Here is a 16,522-nt window from a genome sequence, read left to right as displayed (position 1 = left end):
ACGGGTGCGTGTCCCGACCGAGGAGGTGCGCCGTGCAGGAACACGACCTGCTCGCGACGTCCTGGACCTGGGCGGGCGACGAGCCGATCGCCGACCGGGTCCGAGCCGTCGGGGATGCCGGGTTCTCCGGCCTGTCACTGTCGCTCGACGACCTCCACGAGGTCCGGGCGACGACGGGGTTCTCGGCACTGCGCCGGGTCCTCGACCGTGCCGGGATCGTCTGGGTGCAGCTCGGCCCGCTCGACCGGTGGTGGGACCACGACGGCCGCGCGACCGACGCCGAGGCCGACCGTGGGGTCGTGCTCGAGGCCGCGGCCACCCTCGGCGCCTGGCAGGTCGTCGTCCGCGCCGACACCGGCGTCCACCCGGTCACGCCCGCGGCGATGACGGCGGACTTCACCGACCTCGCCGCGCAGGCCGAGGAGGTCGGAGCCCGACTCGTCCTCGAACCGGAGCCCTGGTCGAACCTGCCCACGATCGAGCGGGCGTCCCGCTTCGTCGCCGCTGCCGGGCACGCGAACGCCGGTCTCCTGCTCGACGCCATGCACACGCTCCGCGGCGGTTCGACCCTGGCGTCGATCGCGCAGGGAGTGGGGCCCGGGGTCCTCGCGGCCGTGGAGCTCAGCGACGGGCTGCTGCACACGCCTCCGGGCTGACCCTCGCCGAGGAGTCCCGCACCGCGCGGCACCTGCCGGGATCGGGCGCCTGGGACCTCCCCGGCCTGGTCCGCGTGCTCCGGAGCCTCGGGCACGAGGAACCGTGGGGCGTCGAGGTCCGGACGGCCGCGCACCGCGCGATGCCCCTGGCCGACGCGCTCCGGACCGCGGCGGCCGCCACCCGGGCCGTGCTGGATGCCGCGGACGCCGTCGACGAGCCCGCGGCCCCGGCGATGCCGACCACACCGGCGCCGACCTCTGCGGTCGACTTCGACGGCACTGCGCCGGTCGTCGTACGCCCCGTCCCCCGCTCCGATGCGGGTACAGGTGCGCCCGCGTAGCGTCTGGCGCATGACGGATCACGCAGCAGACGACGACCTCCTCCGGCGCTCGCAGGAGTCCATCGACGATGCCAAGGCGGCAGCCGCCGAGGTCGACCTTCCCGAGCAGGAGGACCTGATCGACGAGGACCTGCCCGCCGCCGACACGGCGAAGCCGGCGGACGGCCCCGCACCGGCGGCCTGAGGAGTCCGACCGTCCGACACCGGAGACCGTCCGGGAGCCGAGCTCCCGGACGGTCTCGTCGTGTCCGCAGCACCTCCGCGGCACCTCCGCAGACGAATTGCGGGAAACGGCGTGACGATTGCCGGACTCGACTCGTCACACCAGTGGGTCCCGGAACCGTGGGGGTTCCGGTTGCCCGGGCCGTGGGTGTCCCGGGCCCTGGACGCGCCGTGGTCGGTCACCCCCTGATCGCCGGCCACGGTGCACCGGCGGCGGTCCGTGCGTCCCCTGATCCGGCGCACGGACCGTCTCCTCACCAGTGGGGGACGATCGGGACGTTCAGGACTCGCGGACGACGTCCTCGGGGTCCTTGTCCTGCCGCCACCCACGCCACGACGGCTGCCGGAGTCGCCCGTCGGCGGTCCACTCGGCGAACGCCACCTCGCCCACGCGCCGCGGCGTCACCCAGTGCGCGTCGCGGGCGTCCGGCCGCGGTACGTCGACGAAGGGCGAGGTCTTCCGCTCGGCCTTCCCGAGCAGTGAGCCGACGTCGTCGAGGTCGCGGTCGCTGAAGCCCGTCCCGACCCTGCCGACGTACTCGAGCCCGTCCGGCCCCGGGATCCCCAGGAGCAAGGACCCGACACCGCCGGCCCGCCGCCCCCTGCCGGGCCGCCAGCCGCCGACGACCACCTCCTGCGTGGCGTGGTGCTTGATCTTCACCCACGCCTCGGAGCGGCGGCCCTCGGCGTACCGCGACGACCGCTTCTTCGCCACGACACCCTCGAGCCCCCGGTCCCGCGACTGTGCCACGGCGTGGTCCAGGTCACCCTCGACCACCGGCGGCACGTCGATCGCCCCGCCCGGGTCGACGACCGTCACGAGGGCTTCGCGCCGTGCGTCGTAGCCGAGCCGGGTCAGGTCGTGCCCGTCGGCCTCGAGCACGTCGAAGAGCAGCAGGCGGACGGGTGTCCGGCGTCGCGCGGCCTCGACGTCGCGGGCCCTGGTCAGCCCCATGCGGTCCTGCAGCCGGCTGAACGACGGACGCCCGCCGTCGTCCACCGCCACGACCTCGCCGTCGAAGACCCCGTCGACCCCGGCCCGCTCGCCGAGCTCCTGCAGCTCGGGGTACTGCACGGTCAGGTCGTTGTCGTTCCGGCTCCGGAGGGTGACCCGACCGTCGCGCACGGTGGCGAGTGCACGGACCCCGTCCCACTTCATCTCGAACGCCCACTCCGACGGGTCGAATCGCGGCTGACCGCGCACCGGGCTCGCGAGCATGGCCCGCCGATCGCCGGGCGGCGTCGCCGCGGGCGCGGCGCGCTCGATCCGCCGACCACCCGTCGTGGTCGCTGGTCGGGAGGTCCGTCCGACGTCCGCTCCGCCACCACCGTCGGCGAGGCGGTCGGGTTGGTCCTTCGTGCGGTGGATGAGCCAGTTCTTCTCGTCGCCGGCGCTCCCGCGGCCGCGACCACGTCCGCGGGTGTGCAGGAGCGCCAGTCGTCGGGCGCCGTTGGTCCGCCCGTGCAGCGTGACGATGACCTCCTCCCCCTCGCGCCACTTCTCGAGCTCGTAGGTGCCGTCGTCCCAGATCGTGACGGTCCCGCCGCCGTACTCGGCCTGCGGGATCGTCCCCTCGAACGAGCCGTACTCGAGCGGGTGGTCCTCGGTCTGCACCGCCAGGTGGTTCTTCCCGGGGTCGGTCGGCTCGCCCTTGGGGAGCGCCCAGCTGACGAGCACGCCCTCGTGTTCCAGCCGGAAGTCGTAGTGGTCACGGGTGGCGTGGTGCTCCTGGATCACGAAGGTCGGGGTCCCGTCCCGCCGGACCGTCGGGGCGCCCTCGGGCACCGGCTCCGGCGTCCTCGTCGCGTCGCGCTTGGCGCGGTAGACCGCGAGGCGGTCGCGGGCCGGCTGCTCGGCCTCGTTCGCACGCTGGGTCCGGTCGCTGTCCCAGTGACCGTGGTCGGTCCTGCCCACCGCCAGCGAGGCGGAGGCGACCGGGTGCAGGAGGTCGCCGTGTGCCTCCAGACGGTCGAGGACCTCCTCGAACTCCAGCTGGGCGAGTCCGCGCTCCTCGAGTTCCCGCCAGGTCCGCGGTGCCGCGACGGTCGGCCGGTCACGGCCGCGCAGCGAGTAGGGCGCGATCGTCGTCTTGTTGCCGTTGTTCTGCGACCAGTCGACGAAGACCCTGCCGCGACGCTCGGCACGGCTCATCGACGACAGCACCAGGTCGGGCAGGTCCTGTTCCAGCGCCCGGGCGAGCTCGTGCGCGACGTCGGACACCTGCGCCGTCGTGGCACGCCCGTCGAGTGCCGCGTACAGGTGGATGCCCTTCGAGCCGGATGTGACCGGGTACGGGTCGAGCCCCATCCCGTGCAGGATCTCGCGTGCGGCGAGCGCCACCTCGACGCACTCCGGCAGCCCCACGCCCTCGCCCGGGTCGAGGTCGAGCACGAGCCGGTCGGGGTGCTGCTGCGCTCCGCGTGGACCGAAGCGCCACTGCGGGACGTGCAGCTCGAGCGCCGCCTGCTGCGCCATCCAGACGAGCGTCGGCAGGTCGTCGACGATCGGGTACTCGGTGTCGTGCTCCTTGTGCGCGATGGTGTGGTGCCGGACCCAGTCGGGCGCCGACCCGGGCAGGTTCTTCTCGAAGAAGACCGTGCCGTCGACGCCGTCCGCCCACCGCTTCCGGGTCACCGGGCGGTCCTTCACGTGCGGGATCATCCACGGCGCCACGCGCTCGTAGTACTCGATCACCCGGCCCTTGGTCGTGCCGCTCGCCGGGTAGAGCACCTTGTCCGTGTTGGTGAGCGCGATCCTGCGGTCCCCGACCAGGACGGTGGTCCGCCGCGCAGCGGGACTCACAGCGCGACCCCGGTCGCTCCCGCCACGGTCAGGGTGCTGCCGGACGTGTACGACGACTCCGGGCCGGCGAGGTGGACGTAGGCGCTGCCGAGCTCGACGGGCTGCGCCGGGCGTCCGAAGGGGGTGTCCTGGCCGTAGGCGGCGATCTCGCCGCCGGGGTAGCTGATCGGCTGCAGCGGCGTCCACACCGGCCCCGGGACGACGCAGTTCGCCCGGATGCCCCTCGCCGCGAGCTGGCGGGCGAGGCCGTTCGTGTAGGTGATGATGGCGGACTTCGTGGCGGCGTAGTCGATCATCCGGTCCTGCGGTCGGTACGCGGACACCGAACTGGTGGTGACGATCGCGCTGCCGGGCGCCATGTGCGGTACGGCCGCCCGGACCAGCCAGAACATCGAGTAGAGGTTGACCTTCATCGTGCGGTCGAAGTCCTCGGTGGACTGCTCGGTGACGTCCTCGTGCACCTGCTGGTGTCCGGCGACGAGCACGAGCGCGTCGAGGCCGCCGAGCTCGCTGACGGCGTCGCGCACGAGGGTGTCACAGAACGTCTCGTCGGTCAGGTCGCCCGGCAGCAGCACGGCCCTGCGCCCGAGGTCGCCGACGACGTCGCGCACCTGTTCGAGGTCCTCGCGCTCCTCGGGCAGGGCGTTGAGGGCGACGTCCGCACCCTCCTTCGCCATCGCGATCGCGGCCGCGCGGCCGATGCCCGAGTCGGCACCGGTCACGAGCACCCGGTACCCGGGCATCCGCCCCGTGCCGAGGTACGTCGTCTCGCCGTGGTCGGGCGCGGGGTCCATCGCGCTGGCCAGCCCGGACCCCTGCTGGGTCTGCGGCGGGAACGGCGGCCGGGCGTACTGCGAACGCGGGTCCTGCTTGTCGAGCTGGCTCATGGGCCCATGGTGCTCGTCGGGCCGCCGCGCCGGTTCAGGCGGGGCAGGTCCGTGGACGGCACGTGCGCACGCCCGGGTCGTGCAGGAACGTCAGGTCGTCGGGCGCACCGGCGCGGCGAGCAGCTGCTCCGCCCCGACCCGGTCACCGCGCCCCTGCACCAGGGTCGCGATCCCGAGCACGACCCAGACGACCGCGACGCCCCGATCGGCGGCGTTCCCCGTCGCCGCGATGACCGCCCACAGCGCGGCGAGCCCGACGAACATCCACCCGCTCGTCCGTCGCCGGCGCGCGTCCGCCGTCCACTGCTGCACGCGGAGGCGCCAGACCGCCTCCGGCACCTCCGGGGGCACACGGCCCTCATCGACCCACCGCCGCGTGGCCACCACCGCGGCCCGACCGCCCCGTCGCGACCAGGACCAGACCTGGGCAGCGGGGAGCACCACCACGAGCGCGAGACCGAGCACGACGACCGCGACCCACGGCACCGGGCCGGGTCGCAGCACGATGTACACTGTCGGCACCACCGCCCCGCCGACCGCCAGGGCGACGAGCTGCCACCACCCCGCGGCGTCGATCCGGTCGTCGTCCGCCGGAGCGGACGTGTTCGTGGCACCGGTGCCGTGTTCCCCCGTCATGGGCGGCACGATACGCCCTCCGGCGTCGTGCGCGGCTGTCCATCCGCCCGGAACTGAGGGCCCGTCGCCGGATCCGCGGGCATCATGTGCCCATGAGGTCGATCTGGAAGGGCTCCATCGCGTTCGGACTCGTCAACGTGCCGATCAAGGTGTACGCGGCGACCGAGACCCACGACGTCTCCCTGCACCAGGTCCACGACGAGGACAAGGGTCGCATCCGGTACAAGCGCGTGTGCGAGTTCGGGCACGAGGTCGAGTACGCCGACATCCAGCGCGCCTACGACGACGGTGAGAAGACGGTCGTGCTGACCGCGGACGACTTCAGGCAGCTGCCCGAGGAGCAGTCGCACGAGATCGAGGTCCTCGAGTTCGTGCCCGTCGACCAGGTCGACCCGATGATGTTCGAGAAGTCGTACTACCTCGAGCCCGACTCCCGCTCCCCCAAGGCGTACGTGCTGCTCCGCGAGACGCTCGCGAAGACCGACCGCCTGGCGATCGTGCAGTTCACGCTCCGGCAGAAGACCCGGCTCGGGGTGCTCCGGGTGAACGACGACGTCATCCTGCTGCAGGGGCTGCTGTGGGGCGACGAGGTCCGGGCGGCCGACTTCTCGTCCCTCGACAAGTCGGTGAAGGTGAGCGCGAACGAGCTGAAGATGTCGTCGTCGCTCGTCGAGAGCATGTCCGCGGACTTCGACCCCGACCGCTACACGGACTCCTACCAGGAGGAACTGCAGCAGCTCATCGACGCGAAGCTCGAGGCCGGCGACGACGTCGACACCGCGGAGACGTTCGGCGAGCGCTCCGAGGACGAGGACGCCGACGAGGGAGGGGACGTCATCGACCTGATGGCGGCCCTCCGGGCCTCGGTGGACAAGAAGCGGTCCGGCTCGTCGGGATCGTCGCGGTCGTCGTCCCGGTCCTCGTCCCGGTCTGGAGGCTCGGGGTCGCGTTCGTCGTCCGGCTCACGCTCGTCGTCCGGTTCCGCTGGTGCGGACGACGACGGGGATGCGACGACGGAGACGAAGCAGGCACCGGCGCGGAAGACCGCCGCGAAGAAGAGTCCGGCGAAGAAGACACCGGCGAAGAAGCCGGCGGCGGAGAAGGCTCCCGCGAAGAAGGCCCCCGCGAAGAAGCGGGCCAGCTAACCGTCTCGCCGGGTCCGGCGGAGCGCGAGCGGGATCGAGACCCAGAGCGCCGCCGTCCCGAGGAACACGACGACCCCGCCGACGATCCCGCCGACGTCCCCGATCACGACGTCGAACACGAACAGCACCGTACCCGAGAACAGCAGCGCACTCGCCGCGAGCGCCGCGATGAGCAGCGCGTTGCCGGCCCGGACCAGGTCGTGTTTCTGGCGCTGCCGGAAGACCAGTCGGTGCGCGGACACGGCGGAGAGCGCGACGACCGTGATCACCACGGCGAGCGCGACGAGCACGAGGTAGACGACCTCCTCGCTGGTGCTGAGCATCGTGAAGCGCTGCTGGAACGGCAGCGTCAGCAGGAACCCGGCCAGGATCTGCGTCCCGGTCTGCACGATGCGAAGCTCCTGCTGGATGTCCGACCAGTTCCGGTCCCACCGCTCGGTCGGTGTCTCGTGCCGACCGCGTTCGGTGTCCTGTGCTGCACCGCTGACGTCGCTCATGTGCCGAACCTACTGCGCCGTCACGAGCCCGAAACACGACTCCGCGAGACTGTCCGCATGACTCCACAAGAGCCAGGGAGTCTGCAGTCGTCATCCGTGACCGCAGGCCCGCCCGTCACCGTGTCCATCACCCGTCTGGTCGAACCCGACCGCATCCCCGACGCCACTGCCTGGGTGCAGTCCGGTGTCAACCTGGCGAACCGCTACCCGGGCTTCCTCGGCTCCGGGTGGGTCCGCTCCCACGCCACCAGTCGCGAGTGGCACATGCTCTACCGGTTCGCCGACCACGAGCAGCTGGCCACGTGGGAGAACTCCGACGACCGGCTCCGCTGGCTCGACCAGGGGCGTGACCTCGTGGTGGAGTCCCGTGTCGAGAAGCGCACCGGCATCGAGGGCTGGTTCGACGCCCCGCAGGACGCCCCTGCGTCGAGCGCCCCGCCGCGGTGGAAGCAGGCCGTGAGCATCTGGCTCGGGTTCTTCCCGGTGAACCTGGCGTTCACCTACCTGGTCGGCTGGCTCGTCCCGGCGTTCGGGCACGTGGCGGTGCTGCCGCGCGTGCTCGTCACGACGCTCGTGCTGACGCCGATCATGACCTTCTGGGTGCTGCCGTTCGTCACGCAGCTCATCCGCCCGTGGCTCCTCGCTCCCCCGCGAGCCGAGGGACGGTCAGCCGAGGCCTGACCCCGGGGCAGCGACGACCTCGGCGAGCACCCGGGCAGCGCTGAGCGTCGGCAGCGCCGGGTCTCAGCCGAGCACCGACAGCTGGTCGAGCCGCTCGAGGATCACGCCCTCACGCAGGGCCCACGGGCAGATCTCGAGCGCCGGCAGGTCGAAGATGTCCAGGCAGGCCTCGGCGACGAGGGCTCCCGGCACGACCTGGTGCGCACGGCTCGGCGAGACACCGGGCAGCGCCGCAAGCTCGTCGACGGACTTCGTCAGCAGCGACGGCAGCAGCCGACGCAGTTCGGCGCCGTCGAGCGCGCGCGGCACGAGCGGTCCGGCGGCCGACGGCGCCGCTCCGCAGATGCGGGCGATCGACCGGAACGTCTTCGAGGTCGCCACGGCGCGGTCGGGCCGACCGGACCGCAGGAGCAGTCCGGCATCGCGCGCGATGGCGACGCGGATCTCGTGCCGGATGCGTCGGACGTCGTCCTCGCTCGGCGTTCCCTCGGCGAAGTACCGGCGTGCGAGCCGGGCAGCGCCGATCGGCATCGACCACGCGACGTCGGGCGCCTCGTCCGCCCCGCCGGCGATCTCGAGCGAGCCACCACCGATGTCGAACACCGCGAGCCGTCCCGCGGACCACCCGAACCACCGCCGCACGGCCAGGAACGTCAGCCGTGCCTCGTCCTCGCCGGACAGCACCGCGAGCTCGACGCCCGTGCGCTCCTCGACGTGGGCGAGCACCGCGTCGGAGTTCACCGCGTCGCGGACGGCCGAGGTGGCGAAGCCGAGCATGTCCTCGCACCCGCGCTCCTCGGCGACGCGGACGGCGTCCGCCACGAAGGCGGCGAGGGCGTCGACACCCTCAGGCGTGACCGCGCCGGACTCGTCGAGGTGCTCGGCGAGCCGCAGCGGCTGCTTGAAGGAGGACGCCGGCAGCGGCGCGGCCCCACCGTGGGCGTCGACCACGAGCAGGTGGCCGGTGTTGGACCCGATGTCGAGGACTCCGACGCGCATGCCCCAACGCTAGCGCCGGGAGGCTCGGGGCTACGCCCGCAGGAAGGACTCCAGTTCCGACGTGGTCGGGTAGGACGCCTGCGCGCCCGGCTTCGTCGCGGCGTACGCACCGACCCCGACGGCGAAGCGCGCGGCCTCGAGCAGGGAGTCGCCGGCGTCGAGCCGGAGCGCCACCGCACCCATGAACGCGTCACCGCAGCCCGTGGTGTCGACGGGCTCGACCCGCACGGCGTCGACGTCGACCGGGTCGGCGTCCCCGTCGTGCACGGTGCAGCCGGCACCGCCACGGGTCACGATCGACCGCGCGACGCCGTGGTCGCCGAGCTCGGCGGCCTCGTGCTCGTTCACGAGCAGCACGTCGGTCAGGTCGAGGAGCTCCTGCGGCACCGCCCCGAACGGCGACAGGTTGGTGAGCACCGTGGCCCCCGCGGCACGGCCGGCCCGCGCGGCGGCGAGCACGACGTCGATCGAGACCTCGAGGCAGAGCCCGAGCACGCCGGCACCGTCGAACGCCGAGGCGGGCAGGTCCTCCGGCGTGAGCGTGGCGTTCGCGCCGCCGGAGATCACGATGGTGTTCTCGCCCGCGGCGTCGACCGTGATGACGGCGGTCCCGGTGGCGACGCCCTGTCGGACGGCGACGTGCGTCGTGTCGACGTGGGCCGATGCGACGGACTCGCGCAGGAGCGTGCCGTTCCCGTCGTCGCCGACCGCACCGATCATGCGGACGGTGCCCCCGAGCCTCCCGGCCGCCACCGCCTGGTTGGCGGACTTGCCGCCCGGCAGGATCGCGAGGTCCGACCCCTGCAGGGTCTCCCCGGGCTTCGGGAAGCGCTCCGTGCGGACCACCAGGTCCGCGTTGAGGCTGCCCACGACGACGATGCCGCTCATGCGGTGGCTCCTGTCTCGGCCGAGGCCGGGCGCGGGATGAGGAAGGACGTGGCGAGGGCCGCGACGGTGATCACGGCACCGAGCAGCATCCCACCGGAGTAGCCGGTGGTGCCCGCGGACCCGCCGGTGCCGAGGGCGGTCTGCAGCGCCGGCAGCACCGCGAAGCTGATGCCCGCACCGAGGTTGAACGCGCCGGCGTTGAGGCCGGGTAGGAACCCGGGGTTGGACTCCGGCGAGAGCACGATGCCGAGCCCGTTCAGGACGATGTTCGCGATGCCCGCGTAGGTGATGCCGATGAGCACGGTGGCGGCGACGAGCACGGGCAGCGAGTGGACGCCGACGAACGCCATGACGAGCGTGGCGACGATGCTGCCGACCAGCCCGACCCGCAGGACCGCCCGGTAGCCGAGCGTCGGCGCGAGGCGTCCGGAGAACGGCCCGACGATCCACCCGACGAGCGCGTAGGGCACGAGGAACGCGAGCGAGGCGACGTCCGGCTCCATCCCGAAGCCGACCTCGTCGTTCTGGGCCAGGCTCGTGACCAGGCCGTTCACGACGGCGAAGACACCCGTCATGGTGAGCAGGGTCGTGACGAGCAGCGCCCAGGTCCCGCGGCGCTCGAGGTACCGGGTCTCCACGAGCGGCTCGCGGACCCGCGACTCGATCGCCCAGAACACCCCGAACGCGACGACCGCGAGGACGATCGCGCCGACGACGAGTGCCCAGTCGGCCGCGGCGAGCTTGCCGGCCTCGTTGCACGCGGTGAGCAGCGCGCCGACGCTGACGACCAGCGGGAGCACGCCCCACCAGTCCATGCGCGTGCCGGCGGAGGGTCGGGACTCGACGCCCCAGCGGGCGACCATGAGCGCGGCGACGGCGGTGACGACGACGATCACCCAGAAGATGCCGCGGAACCCGAAGTGCGTCGCGATCCAGCCGCCGGCCAGGGCGTCGACCCCGGCGATGCCGCCGTTCACCGCAGTGAGCAGGCCGAGTGCGGCGCCGTAGCGCTTCGGGTCGGCGATCTCGTTGCGCAGGATGAGCAGGCCGATGGGCACGACCGGGCCGGTGACGCCCTGGATCATGCGGCCGACGAACAGCATCGGCACGTTCACCGCGAGGGCGGCGACGACGCTGCCGACGAGCATCACGAGGAGCATGGCGAGCAGGACGCGCTTGCGGCCCACGATGTCGGAGAGCCGGGGCAGGAAGAGCGAGAACAGGGCCGCGATCGTGAAGAACAGCGTCTGTGAGAGCCCGATGGTCGCGTCGTCGGTGCGGAGCTCGTCCGCCATCGTCGCGAGCGCCGGGCTGAGCATGCTCGCGTTCAGCTGGAACGCGACGCAGGCGGCGAGCAGGGCCGCGGTGAGGGCGGCGGTCGACTTCGTCGTCGAGGTGGTGGTCACGGCGCTCAGGCCTCCGGGGTGACGGGCGTGCCGACGGTGTCGCTGTCGATGTCCGCGATCGTCTCGGCGGCGGCGCGCGGCGTCCACCCGGTGTCGGGCGTCTCACCGATGCGCTCGAGGGCGTCGACGACCAGGTCCCAGAACCGCTCGTGGTCGAGTTCCATCGCGGCGCTCGTCCGGCAGTCCTCCGGCGCGGGGCCGCGGAGGTCGGCGACGGTCATGCCGAGCGTGTGGGTGCCCGTCGTCTCGATCGCGATCGGCATCTTCACCGCACGGACGATCGTCGGGTCGATGACGTACGCGACGGCGCAGGGGTCGTGCACGGGCGGGGCGTCGAAGCCCTGGGCGTCCTCGTACGCCTTCCCGAAGAACTCGAGCAGCTCGCCGACGAACGCGGCGGGGCCGGTCCCGACCGCGGCGATGCGCGCGGCGACCTCGGGGGTGGCGAGCGCCTGGTGGGTCAGGTCGAGCCCGACCATGACGACGTCCCACCCGGCACGGAAGACGATGTCGGCAGCCTCGGGGTCGATGACGATGTTGAACTCGGCGACCGGGCTCCAGTTGCCGACGTGCACGCCGCCGCCCATCAGCACGACCTGCTTCACCCGCTCGACGATGCGCGGCTCCTTGCGGACGGCGAGGGCGATGTTCGTCAGGCCGGCGGTCGGCACGATCGTCACGGTGCCGGGCTCGTGCGCCATCACCGTGTCGATGATGAGGTCGACGGCGTGCCGCTCGTCCAGCTCGGACGACGGCTCGGGGAGCATCGGCCCGTCCAGGCCGCTCTCGCCGTGGATCTCCGGGGCGACCTCGATCTCGCGCAGCAGCGGGCGGTCGGCGCCGGCGGCGAAGGGCACGCCCGTGATGCCGGCGATCCGTGCGACGGCGAGGGCGTTGCGGGTGACCTTCGGCAGGGTCTGGTTGCCGACGACCGTGGTGACGGCGAGGAGCTCGATCGTCGGGTTGCCGTGCGCCAGCAGGAGGGCGACGGCGTCGTCGTGGCCGGGGTCGCAGTCGAGGATGATCTTCTGCGTCGTTGCATCGGGCACCGTGGGCTCCACTTCGTCGGGGATCTGCGTCGGCGGACCGTCCAGGCCCGCCGTGTCCGGGAGCGCCGGACGGACGTGTGTGCTCGACGCGGTGGGGTCCGCGCTGTGGAGGAACCAACTCCAGCTCGGCGCGTCAAGCGTTTGACATTCGAACACGTCAAACGCTTGACGTCAACTCCGAGCGATCCTCGCCCGTCCGTGCACTCGGCCCGGTCGGTAGGCTCGTCGGGTGCCCTCCCCCGCCCCCCACGGTCGACGCGTGACCGCGGCGATGGTGGCCGAACGCGCGGGGACGAGCATCGCGACGGTCTCCCTCGTGGTCAACGGCAAGGACCGCGGCCGGGTGTCCCAGCCGATCGCCGACCGGGTGCGCGACGCCGTCGACGCCCTCGGGTACGTCGTCGACCACGCCGCGAGCTCCCTCGCCCGCGGCACCGGCGACCTGGTCGTGCTCATCGCACCGGACCTGTCGAACCCGTTCTTCGCCGAGGTGATCCGCGGCGTGCGGGACACCCTGGGCGACCGGTACCAGCTGGTGCTCTCGGTCACCGAGCGCGGCGCACAGCCCACGGCGGCCGACCTCCGGCGCTTCGAGCGGCTGCGCCCGGCGGGGATCCTGGTCGACGCACCGGCAGCCGGCGAGCCGATGACGGCGAGCGTCCCGGTCGTGCTGCTCGACGCACCCGACGCCGCCGAGGGCACGACCGCCGTCGACTACGACCTCGCCCCGGGGATCGACGCCCTCGTGGCACACCTGCGCGACCGCGGGCACGAGCACGTCGCCTACCTCGACGGCACCGCACGCGTGGCCACGTTCGGCATCCGCCACCGGATGTTCGACGAGGCGTGCGCGGCCGCCGGGATCACCGTGTCGGAGGTCAGCGCCCGAGCGGACCTGACCGTGGACGCCGCCACCCTGGCGACCGAGCACGTCGTCGAGGCCTGGCACGAGGACGGCGTCACGGCGGTCGTGGCGGCCGCGGACACCCTGGCGTACGGCGTGCTCCGGGTCGCGAGCGCGATGGGGCTCCGGGTGCCCGAGGACCTGGCGGTCGCGGGCTTCGACGACCTGCCCTCGTCGTCCGTCACCGCGCCGGCCCTGACCAGCGTCGCACTGCCGGGAGCCGAGCTCGGCCGCACCGCCGCCCTGCGCCTGCTCGCGACGGTCGACGGCACCGCGGTGGAGCCCGTCGACCTGCCGGCTCGTCTGGTCCCGCGCGCGAGCACCGGCGCCTGACGGGCACCTCGGGCGTCCGCGAGCGCCTGCCGGACGGGAGGCCCGAGACGCCGGCGTCTGCCCGAGACGCCGCGGGAACGGCGAGACGCCCCCGTTTTCGGAGGCGTCTCGGAGACATCGGGGCGTCTCGTGTCGAAGCCGGCGTCTCGGCGCGCTGGGCGCCCTCGTCAGGCAGAGGTGTCCCGAGCCGACGCCGGCGTCTCGGCGGGCTCCTGCGTCGACGACCCACTCACGCCGGCCCGCTGCACACGCTCGAGCTCGTCCGCCTCGGCCCCGCCGACCGCCTCGCCCCGGGCGACCATGCCGGCCGTGTCGGAGAGGCGGATCTGCGGCAGGAACAGCGCGAGCAGGAACGCGATCGCGATGAACGGCAGCAGGTACCAGAACACCGGCGCGAGCGAGTCGGCGTACGCGTTCACGATGCCGTCCTGCACCGCCTCGGGCAGCTTCGCGACGGTCGCCGGGTCGATGCTCCCCGCCGACGACGCGGCATCCGTCGCGGAGCCGCCCGCCGAGGTGAACACGTCGGTGAGGGAACTCGTCAGCCGCGCGGTGAACAGCGCACCGAAGACGGCGGTGCCGAGGGACGCACCGACCTCGCGGAAGTAGTTGTTCGTCGACGTGGCGGTCCCGACCTGCTCCGCGGGAACGGCGTTCTGCGCGACCAGCACGACCACCTGCATGATCAGGCCGAGCCCCGCGCCGAAGACGAACAGGTAGGCGCAGATGAGCCAGATCGGGGTGTCCGCGGCGAGCTGCGTCATGGCGAGCATCGCGGCGGCGACGAGCACGGTACCGATGATCGGGAAGGCTCGGTAGCGGCCGGTCTTGGTGATGAGGTTGCCGGACGCGATCGACGTGCCGATCAGTCCGACCATCATCGGCAGCATCAGCAGGCCGGACACGGCGGCCGAGGTGCCGGAGGCCATCTGCAGGAACGTCGGCACGAAGCCGATCGCGGCGAACATGCCGATGCCGAGCACGAGGCCGATGCCCGTCGCGAGCAGGAACGTGCGGTTGCGGAAGAACGACATCGGCAGCACCGGGTCCTCGACGCGCGACTCGACGAGCACGAGCAGCGCGGCCGAGACCACGAGGCCGGCGAACCACGCCCACGTCTCGGGGGCGTCCCAGCCGTGGTCGCGACTGCCGCCGAACTCGGAGAAGAACACGAGGCAGGTGGTCGCGGCGGACATGAGCACGACGCCGAGCACGTCGATCCGCTTCTCGGCCTTCTTCGTCGGCAGGGTCAGCGCGAACCAGGCGACGAAGAACGCCGCGATGCCGACCGGGATGTTGATGTAGAACGCCCAGTTCCAGGTGAGGTGGTCGACGAAGAACCCGCCGAGCAGCGGGCCGCCGATCGCCGACAGGCCGAAGATCGCGCCGAGCGGACCGAGGTACTTGCCGCGCTCCGAGGCGGGGACGATGTCGGCGATGATCGCCTGCGACAGGATCATCAGACCACCGCCGCCCAGGCCCTGCATCGCCCGGAAGACGACGAGCTGCGTGAAGTCCCCGGCGAACGCGCACCCGGCCGAGGCGATCGTGAACAGGGCGATCGCGACGAGGAACAGGTTGCGGCGCCCGAGGACGTCGCCGAACTTGCCGTAGATCGGCATCACGATGGTCGATGCGAGCAGGTACCCGGTCGTCAACCAGGCCTGGTGCGCGACGCCGCCGAGCTCACCGACGATCGTGGGCATCGCCGTCGAGACGATGGTCTGGTCGAGGCTCGACAGGAGCATCCCGGCGATCAGGGCGGAGAAGATGATCCAGATGCGGCGCTGCGTCAGGAGCAGCGGTCCGTCGGATCCGGGTCGGGCACGCTTCGTGCCCTGCGCGGTGGCGCTCATGCGGTGGGGTCCTGTCCGGTGGTGGCGATGGCCGCCCTGAGCTGGCGGAGGTTGTCGGTGAGCAGCGCGTCGAACGACGGACCGGTCGCCTCGTCGAAGGCGTCGTCGAAGTACTCGCCGGCCGTGACCTTGAGCAGACCGGCGGCGGCCTCGGTGACGAGCTGCGCGCGCCGGTCGTCGGGGTCGGTCCAGTCGAAGCGCTCGCGGACGGCACGACCGACCGCGGCCAGCTGGACGTCGGCGGCGGCGAGGAACTTCGCCACCATCACGGGCTCGCGCTCGAACACCCGGCGCACGAGGGCCTCGTCGGCGCGGTCGAGCCCGGCGACGTGCATCTGCTCGATCGCCAGGGCGACGACGGAGCCGAGCGGGTCGAGGTCGTCCGGCACGAGGGCGCCCGCCGCGTAGGCGCGCAGGACCTCCTCGGTACGGCCCTGCTCGATGCCGAGCACGGCGTCGTCCTTCGACGCGAAGTGGTTGAAGAACGTCCGCCGGGAGACGCCGACCGTGTCGCAGAGCTGCTCGATCGTGAAGCCGTGCAGGCCGTTCTCGATCGTCGCCCGGCGCGCCTCGACGATCATGCGTCGGCGCAGCGCGCGGGTGCGTTCGGTGGTGCTCACCGAGCAAGAATTGCACTCTGCCGCTGAGAGTGCAACGGGAGGACGGGTTACACGGCCTTCGCGAAGCAGAACGACCACGGCATGGTCGCGGCGTACGGCTCGTAGACGTCGATCTGCTCCCACCCGGTCTTGCGGTAGAGCGCGACGGCCTCGGGCTGCTTGTCGCCGGTCTGCAGGATGACCCGCGACGCGCCCTGCTCGCGCGCGACCTGCTCGCCCTCGGCCAGCAGCGCGGTGGCGGCACCCTTGCCGCGGGCGGCGGCGAGGACGATGAGGCGCTTCAGCTCGACCTCGTCGCCGAGGTGCCGGACGGCGATGTGCCCGAGGGCGGCGCCGTCCTCGTCGATCGCGAGGAGCGAGGTGATGACGGTGGCCGGGTCGACCGCCAGCACGCGGTTCCGCTCGGCCGTGACGGCCGGGTCCTCGTCCGCGTGCCCGTCGCCGTAGCGCTCGTGCATCTCGTCGTCCATGGTGGCGCGGAGGGCCACTCCGCGGGGGTCGTCCCAGGCAACGCGCTCGATCGTGATCACGATCGCCCATCCTCGCACGCGCGGCGTGACCTGCCCGAGACTCGTGCCCCGCGACACTGCTCGCGCGAT

General features: G+C 72.5%; 17 protein-coding genes. 6 read left to right on the top strand and 11 right to left on the bottom strand.

Annotated elements, in window-relative coordinates; genetic code table 11:
• The first annotated feature begins 32 nt into the window (after window positions 1–32).
• From QUG98_RS07050 to QUG98_RS07040, 3 genes are all read left to right on the top strand, one after another.
• Window positions 33–656 (top strand): sugar phosphate isomerase/epimerase family protein, encoded by a 624-nt coding sequence (locus tag QUG98_RS07050; protein ID WP_289469886.1) that lies wholly within the window; start codon window positions 33–35, stop codon window positions 654–656.
• A gap of 74 nt (window positions 657–730) precedes the next feature.
• On the top strand, window positions 731–997 hold the full coding sequence (locus QUG98_RS07045; RefSeq protein WP_289469885.1) for a hypothetical protein: 267 nt from the start codon (window positions 731–733) through the stop codon (window positions 995–997).
• A 10-nt stretch (window positions 998–1,007) separates the two neighbouring features.
• On the top strand, window positions 1,008–1,181 hold the full coding sequence (locus tag QUG98_RS07040; protein ID WP_153257435.1) for a hypothetical protein: 174 nt from the start codon (window positions 1,008–1,010) through the stop codon (window positions 1,179–1,181).
• 318 nt (window positions 1,182–1,499) lie between these two features.
• Here the strand turns inward: QUG98_RS07040 and QUG98_RS07035 are convergent, their stop codons facing one another.
• From QUG98_RS07035 to QUG98_RS07025, 3 genes are all read right to left on the bottom strand, one after another.
• Window positions 1,500–4,022, bottom strand: coding sequence for an ATP-dependent DNA ligase (locus tag QUG98_RS07035; RefSeq protein ID WP_289469884.1), 2,523 nt, complete (start codon window positions 4,020–4,022; stop codon window positions 1,500–1,502).
• Window positions 4,019–4,909, bottom strand: coding sequence for an SDR family oxidoreductase (locus tag QUG98_RS07030; protein ID WP_289469882.1), 891 nt, complete (start codon window positions 4,907–4,909; stop codon window positions 4,019–4,021). The genes QUG98_RS07035 and QUG98_RS07030 overlap by 4 nt, the downstream gene beginning before the upstream one ends.
• 90 nt (window positions 4,910–4,999) lie before the next feature.
• Window positions 5,000–5,545 carry a hypothetical protein gene (locus QUG98_RS07025; protein ID WP_289469881.1) on the bottom strand — a complete coding sequence of 182 codons (546 nt, stop codon included), beginning with the start codon at window positions 5,543–5,545 and terminating at the stop codon, window positions 5,000–5,002.
• Between the two features lie 92 nt (window positions 5,546–5,637).
• On the opposite strand from QUG98_RS07025, the gene ku reads away from it, so the two are divergent.
• Complete coding sequence (gene ku / locus QUG98_RS07020; protein ID WP_289469880.1) at window positions 5,638–6,690, top strand: non-homologous end joining protein Ku; 1,053 nt, start codon at window positions 5,638–5,640, stop codon at window positions 6,688–6,690.
• Here the strand turns inward: ku and QUG98_RS07015 are convergent.
• Window positions 6,687–7,187, bottom strand: a complete 501-nt coding sequence (locus QUG98_RS07015) for a DUF6328 family protein (protein WP_289469879.1) — start codon at window positions 7,185–7,187, stop codon at window positions 6,687–6,689. The genes ku and QUG98_RS07015 overlap by 4 nt on opposite strands.
• A gap of 57 nt (window positions 7,188–7,244) precedes the next feature.
• Here QUG98_RS07015 and QUG98_RS07010 point away from each other — a divergent pair, with 57 nt between their 5' ends.
• Entirely contained in the window at window positions 7,245–7,868 is a 624-nt protein-coding gene (locus QUG98_RS07010; RefSeq protein WP_289469878.1) for a putative antibiotic biosynthesis monooxygenase, read from the top strand.
• A 63-nt stretch (window positions 7,869–7,931) separates the two neighbouring features.
• Here the strand turns inward: QUG98_RS07010 and QUG98_RS07005 are convergent, their stop codons facing one another.
• Genes QUG98_RS07005 through uriH form a run of 4 tightly spaced genes read right to left on the bottom strand, consistent with a single transcriptional unit; the run spans window position 7,932 to window position 12,210 of the window.
• The gene (locus QUG98_RS07005; RefSeq protein ID WP_289469877.1) at window positions 7,932–8,867 is read right to left on the bottom strand and encodes a Ppx/GppA family phosphatase; all 936 of its coding nucleotides are present in this window, start codon (window positions 8,865–8,867) and stop codon (window positions 7,932–7,934) included.
• Window positions 8,868–8,897: 30 nt separating this feature from the next.
• Window positions 8,898–9,755, bottom strand: a complete 858-nt coding sequence (locus QUG98_RS07000) for a ribokinase (RefSeq protein WP_289469876.1) — start codon at window positions 9,753–9,755, stop codon at window positions 8,898–8,900.
• Window positions 9,752–11,161 (bottom strand): uridine transporter UriT, encoded by a 1,410-nt coding sequence (uriT, locus tag QUG98_RS06995; protein ID WP_289469875.1) that lies wholly within the window; start codon window positions 11,159–11,161, stop codon window positions 9,752–9,754. Before uriT ends, QUG98_RS07000 begins: the two co-directional genes overlap by 4 nt.
• Before the next feature lie 5 nt (window positions 11,162–11,166).
• A complete protein-coding gene (gene uriH, locus QUG98_RS06990) occupies window positions 11,167–12,210 on the bottom strand; it encodes a uridine-preferring nucleoside hydrolase UriH (protein ID WP_289469874.1) in 1,044 nt (347 codons plus the stop codon).
• Between the two features lie 229 nt (window positions 12,211–12,439).
• Here uriH and QUG98_RS06985 point away from each other — a divergent pair, with 229 nt between their 5' ends.
• A complete protein-coding gene (locus QUG98_RS06985; protein WP_289469873.1) occupies window positions 12,440–13,447 on the top strand; it encodes a LacI family DNA-binding transcriptional regulator in 1,008 nt (335 codons plus the stop codon).
• A 167-nt stretch (window positions 13,448–13,614) separates the two neighbouring features.
• Here the strand turns inward: QUG98_RS06985 and QUG98_RS06980 are convergent, their stop codons facing one another.
• Genes QUG98_RS06980 through QUG98_RS06970 form a run of 3 tightly spaced genes read right to left on the bottom strand, consistent with a single transcriptional unit; the run spans window position 13,615 to window position 16,453 of the window.
• Window positions 13,615–15,303 (bottom strand): MDR family MFS transporter, encoded by a 1,689-nt coding sequence (locus tag QUG98_RS06980; protein ID WP_289469872.1) that lies wholly within the window; start codon window positions 15,301–15,303, stop codon window positions 13,615–13,617.
• Window positions 15,300–15,923 (bottom strand): TetR/AcrR family transcriptional regulator, encoded by a 624-nt coding sequence (locus tag QUG98_RS06975; RefSeq protein ID WP_289469871.1) that lies wholly within the window; start codon window positions 15,921–15,923, stop codon window positions 15,300–15,302. The genes QUG98_RS06980 and QUG98_RS06975 overlap by 4 nt, the downstream gene beginning before the upstream one ends.
• Window positions 15,924–15,970: 47 nt before the next feature.
• Window positions 15,971–16,453, bottom strand: a complete 483-nt coding sequence (locus tag QUG98_RS06970; RefSeq protein WP_289469870.1) for a GNAT family N-acetyltransferase — start codon at window positions 16,451–16,453, stop codon at window positions 15,971–15,973.
• Window positions 16,454–16,522: the final 69 nt, after the last annotated feature.

Source organism: Curtobacterium subtropicum (assembly GCF_030362975.1).
Lineage (GTDB): Bacteria > Actinomycetota > Actinomycetes > Actinomycetales > Microbacteriaceae > Curtobacterium > Curtobacterium subtropicum.
Note: the sequence above shows the minus strand (reverse complement) of the source record. Positions and strands in the feature narration are given on the sequence as shown.

Bases quoted from the DNA above. Each gene is read 5' to 3' on its own strand.
- ku (WP_289469880.1), top strand. From the start codon at position 5,638: ATGAGGTCGATCTGGAAGGGCTCCATCGCGTTCGGACTCGTCAACGTG.
- QUG98_RS07010 (WP_289469878.1), top strand. From the start codon at position 7,245: ATGACTCCACAAGAGCCAGGGAGTCTGCAGTCGTCATCCGTGACCGCA.
- QUG98_RS07040 (WP_153257435.1), top strand. From the start codon at position 1,008: ATGACGGATCACGCAGCAGACGACGACCTCCTCCGGCGCTCGCAGGAG.
- QUG98_RS07000 (WP_289469876.1), bottom strand. From the start codon at position 9,755: ATGAGCGGCATCGTCGTCGTGGGCAGCCTCAACGCGGACCTGGTGGTC.
- QUG98_RS06980 (WP_289469872.1), bottom strand. From the start codon at position 15,303: ATGAGCGCCACCGCGCAGGGCACGAAGCGTGCCCGACCCGGATCCGAC.
- QUG98_RS07015 (WP_289469879.1), bottom strand. From the start codon at position 7,187: ATGAGCGACGTCAGCGGTGCAGCACAGGACACCGAACGCGGTCGGCAC.
- QUG98_RS07025 (WP_289469881.1), bottom strand. From the start codon at position 5,545: ATGACGGGGGAACACGGCACCGGTGCCACGAACACGTCCGCTCCGGCG.
- QUG98_RS07030 (WP_289469882.1), bottom strand. From the start codon at position 4,909: ATGAGCCAGCTCGACAAGCAGGACCCGCGTTCGCAGTACGCCCGGCCG.
- QUG98_RS07005 (WP_289469877.1), bottom strand. From the start codon at position 8,867: ATGCGCGTCGGAGTCCTCGACATCGGGTCCAACACCGGCCACCTGCTC.